Below are 6180 nucleotides of genomic sequence, written 5' to 3'. Positions count from 1 at the left end.
GAACCCGGAAGTTAAGCTTCCCTGCGCCGATGGTACTGCACTCGGGAGGGTGTGGGAGAGTAGGTCACCGCCGGACAATCTTTTGAGGAGAGGGTCTCGACGCTTCACAGCGTCGGGGCCCTCTTCTGCATGTCCGGACCTTTATGGTGTCCTGCCTTCTGACGCCTTCCGAGGCAGCTTCATGTCTCCACGTCTGGGCATGGGCGCATGAGGGCGCTCTCTCGCCAGGGCTGGCCTGCTGTGAGGGGTCGTGCGGCCGACGTCGTGTCGTAGCCGGACAAGCAAGGGACTCCGGCGAAGAGTTCAATGACCAAGAAGAGCCTGAACGCCGGAGACCCGACGACCAGGAAGAGCCTGAACGCCGGAGACCTCATTTGCCGGCTCTTCGAACTTGATCGGGGTTTGAGGTGTCCGCCGGGCCCTGGAGGCTGGAGAGAGCTCGTGGCTCTCGATGATCCTTCTTATTGTCGAGGCAAGAAGATCACAGCAGAGAAGCCACGAGCATGGTCAACGATACGACGCTGCTGCTCGGCCTGGACGGGGTGACCGTCACAAGGGTCGTCGCCGCAGCTGACGGGGTGCAGGATGGACCGGTGGTGCACCTGGCCACCGCGGATGAACGGGCCAAGTTCTGCCCGGAGTGCGGGGTCGCCGCGGTCCGGATGAAGGAATGGGTGACCACAAGCCCACGTGACCTGCCGGTGGCCGGGCGAGGGTGTGCGCTGCGCTGGCGTAAGCGCCGCTGGTGCTGTGACCAGGCGTCCTGCCCGCGCCAGACGTTCACCGAACAAGTGCCGCAGATCCCCGCACGGTCCCGGCTGACCCGGCGATTACGCCAGGCCACAGGCGCCGCCGTGGGAGATGGCGGGCGAACGGTGATCCAATCAGCGCGAGATCACGGGGTGTCCTGGCCGATCGTGTCCGCGGCGTTCACCGAGCACGCCCGCCGGGTGCTGCCCACCCGGCCCGGGCCGGTCGCCGTGCTGGGCATCGATGAGATCCGCCGGGGACGGCCCCGCTGGATGACAGCACCGGCACGTGGACGACGGCGGTGGATCGCTGGCATACCGGCTTCGTGGACCTGTCCGGTGATCAGGGTCTGCTCGGCCAGGTCGAGGGCCGCACCATCGCCGCCGTGACCGGCTGGCTCAACCAGCGTGATGCCACCTGGCGCGAGCAGGTGGCCTTCGTCGCGATCGATATGTGCACCATCTTCAAAGCCGCCGTACGCGCCGCGTTACCGCAGGCCCGTCTGGTGGTCGACCACTTCCACGTCGTACAACTGGCCAACCAGGCCCTCACCGAGATCCGCCGCCGCATCACCGTCCAGATCCGCGGCCGGCGCGGGCGCAAAGGTAACCGGGAGTGGGAACTGCGCAACCGGCTCACCCGCTCCGCAGCCCGGATGCACGGCTCTGAACTGGATCCGATGGTCTCGATGACCTGCAGGCGCTCGGCCGCATCGGCAAGCCGATCCTGGCCGCGTGGAACGCAAAGGAAGACCTGCTGGACCTGCTCGCCCTGGCCCGCACCAACCCTGACCGGACCGTCATCGCTGAGCGGCTGTTTCGCTTCTACGACCGCTGCGCCGTCTCCGGCCTGCCCGTTCAGGGGAAGGACGGCGGTGACGCGGTAGCCGTGCCCGGGTTGGGGCCCGGCCTCCGGTGTCCCGCCGTAGAGCGTGGCCCGTTCCCGCATCCCGATGAGCCCGTGTGCGCCCGAGGGCGCCGTCAGGCCGGTTCGCTTCGAGCTGCCGTCGTTGACGACCTCGAGGCGCAGGGTCTGGTCGCTGTACCGGATGACGCAGTCGATCCGGGTGGCGTCGGCGTGCTTGAGGACATTGGTGATCGCTTCCTGCAGGATCCGGTAGGCCGACAGGTCGATGCCCGGCGGCAGCGGTCGTGGGGTGCCCTCAACCCGTAGTTCGGCGCACAGCCCGCCGGCCCGTATCGAGTCGAGCAGGTCGCCGGCGTCGGCCAGCCGCGGCAGCGGGGTGTGCGGGGCGGCCTGGCCGGGTTCGCGCAGCAGGCCGAGCAGCCGGTGCAGCTCGGCCAGCGCCTGGCGACCGGTCTGCTCGGCCATCAGCAGGGCTTCCCGCTCGGCCTGCTGTTCGGGCCGCAGGAGCCGCCGGATCCCGCCGACGTGCAGGGCCATCGCGGTCATGCTGCTGGCCACGACGTCGTGCAACTCACGCGCGATCCTGGCCCGCTCCCTGTCGACGGCGACCTTGGCCTGCCAAGCGGCCTCCCGTTCGGCCTGCGCGGCCCGCTGTTCGGACAGCTGGGAGCTGAGTTGCCTAATGCGCAGCGCGTGCCGGCCAGCCACACACCGCCCACGTACATCCCCGCGTACAGCAGGTCAGCGGGCGAGGGCCCTTTCTCGATCAGCACCGCCACCCAGGCCAGGCCCACCGCCATGGGCAGAACCGCCATCGGGTGTCGCGCGTGACAGGCCGCCGAGCAGAGCGCGGTGACCAGAGCGAAGATCATCACAGAGCCGGTATTGGAGTCCACGCGGGCTGAACCCCTCCAGCGGACCGGCCAGCACGCGATCGAGCAGCACATCGACCACGTCGTCCGGTAATGGGGGCAGCTCGATCCTGTGCACCAGGCCTTCCTCCCACAAGGCACTGACCGCGTCGCGCACCCGCTCCCGTCTACGGACGCTGATCACCAGGAAGGCCAGCCGCTGGTGAGCCAGATGCAACAGCGCCGCCGCCGAGCCGTCGTCGAGCAGATGGGCGTCATCGATTCCGATCACCACCCTGGCCTGTCCCGCCCACTCCCGCACCTGCGAGGTGATCATCGTCAGCGCCGCCAGCCGATCACCGTGAGAATGCCAGTCCGGCGGCAGCAGCACGGCTGCCGCCCCGAAGGGAATGGAACTCGTGGCATTGGTAGCGACCGCCCAAACCGTCCGATGGCCATCCGAGGGCAGGACAGACAGCGCCTCACGCACCAGCCGGGTCCTGCCCACCCCCGCCTCACCGGTGATCACGACTCCAGCGGCCCGCCCGTCGGCGAAGGTCGATGTGATTTCTGCAGTTCGGCTTCGCGCCCTACCAACGGCCACACCCGCATCGAGGCCCCTCTCATCGCCTCTGGTTCTTCGAAGCCGGGCCTCGTTTGGATGTGTGACACCTTCCGCCCAACGGTTACGGCAGCGGAGGAGCGCTCTGACCACGAGAGCGACGACAATGATCATGCCGTCGACGCTTAGTGAGCGAGGTTCATCCTGAATCCGCAGGTAGAGGGCCTTGTGTGAGTTCGGTTGGGGATGCTCGGGCAGGTGGCGGAGGTGATTCGAGTTCTTGAACCCCACAGGCACCGAAGAGTCCGCCGAACGGTGGATACCGCCGTTCAGGAGGAGGTGACCAGGTCGTGAGCGGCCTCGGCGAAGGCGCGGACCCGAACGGTGGCGCCGTCGGTCCGCCACAGCAGGCCCCATCGCAGTGGCGGGGCGTCGCTGATGAGGGTGAGCATCTCGTTGAACGTCGAGGCCGAGGGGCCGGGGTCGATCGGCCGTCCCGCAGGAGTGGCACGCGGAGTTCGGTCCTCTCGCAGCGAGACGGGCAGGGTGTCCGGTAGCTGGAGGAGCTTCACTCTGGCCAGATCGTCGAGCGAGACCGACGTACGGCGGGCGAATGGATGCTGGGACGGCACGGCGAGCATGCGCATTTCGGACACCAGCACCGGACCGGTGACGATGCCCGGCTCGTCGATGGGGAACGTGCCGAGCGCAAGATCGACCTGGCCATCGCGCAGCCAGGGCATCAGATCGACCATCTGCGCTTCGCGGAGCCGAACATCGCAGTCCGGCACGCGACTGCGGAACAACTCGGCGGCCCCGACGAGCAGCAGCCCGCCCGCCGCGCCGACGAAGGCCACCCGCAGGGTGCCGGTCAGGCCGCGCCCGGTGTCGATCGCCCGCGCGAACGCCGCGGCGATCTGGTCCCAGGCGGGCCGGAACTCCTCGTACAGCTGCCGGCCCACTGCGGTCAACTCCACCCGGCGGCTATTTAGCCGAAGGAACCGTCATGACCTTTATCGACCACACGATCGAGTCCGCCCCAGCCGCCGCCCGCCGCTCCATGGAGGCCGTCCTCAAGCACCAGGGCTACCTGCCCTCGGCCGTCGCCCGTCTCGCCGGCTCCCCGCAACTCCTCAACGGTTTCCTGCAGATCAGTGGCCTGTTCGAGAGGACGACCCTGGAACCGATCGCCCGCGAGGTCCTCATCATGACCATCGCGACCCGCAACGGCTGCCACCTGTGCGTCGCCATGCACTCGGCCAAGCTCACCTCCCTCGGCGCGGACCCTGACCTGATCGCCGCATTGCGGGAACAGCGGCCGCTGGGCGATGCACCGCTGGAGGCCATCCGGCTGTTCACCCTGGATGTGCTCGCCACCTCCGGAGCGGTCACTCCCGACACCTTGCGCTCGTTCCTTGAGCACGGCTACACCGAGCAGAACGCACTCGAGGTGGTCCTCGGCATCGGCACCTACACCCTGTCTACGCTGGCCAACCGGATGACCGGCGCACCCGTGGACGAGGCCCTCCAGCCCTTTGCCTGGACCGAGCACGCCATGTGAACCAGGAGTACAGCTCGAACCAGCAATAGGCACGCGGGCAACCGGGTCGGGGACGGTCTCGAACGTTACGTGCCGTCGCCGACGCCGGAGTTGCGCAACCCGCTCGGAGCTACGCGCGATGCTGGAAGAGGTGACCGGCGCGGCGCTGATCGAGGCAATGGCGGACGCGCGGGGTGAGGAATGGGGCCTGCGCAAGATCGGCACGAGCACCGGGATCTTGCATGAGCAGGTACGCCGGATGCTCGCCGAGGGCCATCCGGCCCGGGAGCATCCGGCGCGCTGAACGCAAGGGGGTTACTCGGCGGGCGGGGCGTGCGCAGCGGCCTCAGCTGTCCGTCGCGGACCAACTCGGGCGGGGAGAAACTTTGACGCGCTCCCCGGCGTGAACGCCGAGGACTCAGCCTGTGCCGCGTGATATCACGCGGCACTTCTGTGGCTTTGGCTGATCACCGTGGTCGGCCGAATCACCTGGACCTTCTGATGTTTCCGCTGTCCCGAATACGCAGTGAATCAGACGTAATGCGGATATTGCCTGCCGCGGTGTGCGGCTAGGCTCATCCGCGCGCGCCACACCGCGTGTCAATGGTCAGGTGGGTCGCCGCTGGTGACAGCCGCACCCAATGCTGTCGACCTACCTACGGTTCATGAAAGGACTATTTATATGTCACTCAAACTCGCTGTGAAGACGCTGGCCGCGGCCGCGGTCACGGTTGCGATCTTCGCCCCTGTCTCCGCGAACGCCCAGGCGGTCACCGTCAGCGTCGTGCAACAGGCATCCGGTTCGGCTGTCCTGGACGATGGCGAGCGCCTCACCGCCAACAAGTACCGTCAGTCCCCCAACGGCCTGTACCGGCTGGTGCAGGGCGGCGACGGCAACCTCGTGCTGCTCGACATGAGCACCAAGAAGGCGCTGTGGAGCTCGCAGACGCACGGCAACGCGGGCGCTTACACGGTGATGCAGCACGACGGCAACCTCGTGGTGAAGTCCGCGGCCGGCAAGGCACTGTGGAGCACCAAGACCTTCGGTAACGCGGGTGCCCGCCTCGTCGTCCAGAACGACGGCAACGCTGTCATCTACAGCTCGAGTGACCAGGCGCTGTGGGCATCGGTCCCCGGCAACTTCACGCTGCGGGCGGACGAGACCCTCGAGTCTAACAAGTACCGTCAGTCCGCCAACAAGCTGTATCGGCTGGTGCAGGGCGGCGACGGCAACCTCGTGCTGCTCGACATGAGCACCAAGAAGGCGCTGTGGAGCTCGCAGACGCACGGCAACGCGGGCGCTTACACGGTGATGCAGCACGACGGCAACCTCGTGGTGAAGTCCGCGGCCGGCAAGGCACTGTGGAGCACCAAGACCTTCGGTAACGCGGGTGCCCGCCTCGTCGTCCAGAACGACGGCAACGCTGTCATCTACAGTTCCAGCGACCAGGCACTCTGGTCCACCAAGACGGCTTCCTGACGAAGTAGGCGCCCTCTCTCCGCCAACCACAGACGCCTACCGGCTCAGCGTCCACCGTTCGACATCAACGGGCTCCGACAGGGGGTATCCCTGTAGGTGTGGGAAGCGATCGTGCTGATGGTCGCCGTCA

Annotated in this window: 7 protein-coding genes, 1 rRNA gene and 1 pseudogene; 6 read left to right on the top strand and 3 right to left on the bottom strand. The window is 67.4% G+C overall.

Translation table 11 applies throughout. The features are described from left to right. The 3 genes from rrf to AB0C27_RS35860 form a co-directional block, all read left to right on the top strand. Positions 1-76 (top strand): 5S ribosomal RNA (rrf, locus tag AB0C27_RS35870); the annotation flags it as partial. Between the two features lie 427 nt (positions 77-503). Beyond that, positions 504-1139 carry a transposase family protein gene (locus tag AB0C27_RS35865; protein ID WP_357853474.1) on the top strand — a complete coding sequence of 212 codons (636 nt, stop codon included), beginning with the start codon at positions 504-506 and terminating at the stop codon, positions 1137-1139. After that, positions 1052-1636 (top strand): transposase, encoded by a 585-nt coding sequence (locus AB0C27_RS35860; protein WP_357853512.1) that lies wholly within the window; start codon positions 1052-1054, stop codon positions 1634-1636. The genes AB0C27_RS35865 and AB0C27_RS35860 overlap by 88 nt, the downstream gene beginning before the upstream one ends. Here AB0C27_RS35860 and AB0C27_RS35855 read toward each other — a convergent pair. The 3 genes and pseudogenes from AB0C27_RS35855 to AB0C27_RS35845 form a co-directional block, all read right to left on the bottom strand. Continuing rightward, a pseudogene (locus tag AB0C27_RS35855) lies at positions 1618-2325 on the bottom strand (histidine kinase); the annotation flags it as partial. The gene AB0C27_RS35860 and the pseudogene AB0C27_RS35855 sit on opposite strands and share 19 nt — an antisense overlap. Positions 2326-2358: 33 nt before the next feature. Further along, complete coding sequence (locus tag AB0C27_RS35850; RefSeq protein WP_357853471.1) at positions 2359-2997, bottom strand: ATP-binding protein; 639 nt, start codon at positions 2995-2997, stop codon at positions 2359-2361. A gap of 362 nt (positions 2998-3359) precedes the next feature. Then, positions 3360-4007 carry a LysR substrate-binding domain-containing protein gene (locus AB0C27_RS35845; RefSeq protein WP_357853468.1) on the bottom strand — a complete coding sequence of 216 codons (648 nt, stop codon included), beginning with the start codon at positions 4005-4007 and terminating at the stop codon, positions 3360-3362. 29 nt (positions 4008-4036) lie between these two features. Between AB0C27_RS35845 and AB0C27_RS35840 the strand changes: the two genes are divergently transcribed. The 3 genes from AB0C27_RS35840 (at position 4037) to AB0C27_RS35830 (ending at position 6050) form a co-directional block, all read left to right on the top strand. Next, complete coding sequence (locus AB0C27_RS35840; RefSeq protein WP_357853465.1) at positions 4037-4591, top strand: carboxymuconolactone decarboxylase family protein; 555 nt, start codon at positions 4037-4039, stop codon at positions 4589-4591. Between the two features lie 118 nt (positions 4592-4709). Then, complete coding sequence (locus AB0C27_RS35835) at positions 4710-4874, top strand: hypothetical protein (protein ID WP_357853462.1); 165 nt, start codon at positions 4710-4712, stop codon at positions 4872-4874. A 378-nt stretch (positions 4875-5252) separates the two neighbouring features. Continuing rightward, positions 5253-6050: a hypothetical protein gene (locus AB0C27_RS35830; protein WP_357853459.1), complete on the top strand. Its 798-nt coding sequence runs from the start codon at positions 5253-5255 to the stop codon at positions 6048-6050. Positions 6051-6180 lie beyond the last annotated feature (130 nt).

The sequence above is a fragment of the Nonomuraea sp. NPDC048882 genome (assembly GCF_040649755.1).
Taxonomy (GTDB): domain Bacteria; phylum Actinomycetota; class Actinomycetes; order Streptosporangiales; family Streptosporangiaceae; genus Nonomuraea; species Nonomuraea maheshkhaliensis.
Note: the sequence above shows the minus strand (reverse complement) of the source record. Positions and strands in the feature narration are given on the sequence as shown.

Coding starts and splice junctions, on each gene's coding strand:
- AB0C27_RS35865 (WP_357853474.1), top strand. CDS start 504: ATGGTCAACGATACGACGCTGCTGCTCGGCCTGGACGGGGTGACCGTC.
- AB0C27_RS35840 (WP_357853465.1), top strand. CDS start 4,037: ATGACCTTTATCGACCACACGATCGAGTCCGCCCCAGCCGCCGCCCGC.
- AB0C27_RS35830 (WP_357853459.1), top strand. CDS start 5,253: ATGTCACTCAAACTCGCTGTGAAGACGCTGGCCGCGGCCGCGGTCACG.
- AB0C27_RS35835 (WP_357853462.1), top strand. CDS start 4,710: ATGCTGGAAGAGGTGACCGGCGCGGCGCTGATCGAGGCAATGGCGGAC.